The sequence below is a fragment of the Halomonas sp. SIMBA_159 genome, assembly GCF_046536035.1.
Taxonomy (GTDB): Bacteria; Pseudomonadota; Gammaproteobacteria; order Pseudomonadales; family Halomonadaceae; genus Vreelandella; species Vreelandella venusta_A.
On the sequence record NZ_JAWJBT010000192.1, the window covers coordinates 1 to 355 of the forward strand.

The 355-nt window shown below is 70.7% G+C and carries 1 protein-coding gene; it reads left to right on the plus strand.

Annotated elements, in window-relative coordinates:
* A partial coding sequence (locus tag R0J87_RS18945; RefSeq protein ID WP_498888160.1) for a hypothetical protein occupies positions 1 to 355 on the plus strand: 355 nt, incomplete at both ends.

Genomic DNA, 355 nt, shown 5'->3' on the forward strand with positions numbered 1-355 from the left:
GGCGGAGCTGGTCGTCGACGGCGAGGCGGTGCGCACCGCGACCGGACGGGACGGCGGTGAGCTCGACTGGGGCTCCTGGGACGTGTCCGAGTTCGACGGGCGCGACGCGCAGCTGCGCATCCGCGACGAAGCCACCGGCGGGTGGGGGCATCTGACCTTCGACCAGCTCGTGATCGGCGACGAGGAATCGAGGAAGCGGTCGAACGAGACGAGCGTGAACCTGATCGTCGACGGCGACGTGGTGCGCAGCGCCACCGGCTCGAACAGCGAGAACCTCGACTGGGCGTCGTGGGACGTCGAGGAGTTCCGGGGCACGCAGGCGACGATCCGCGCGGTCGACAACAACCGGCAGGGG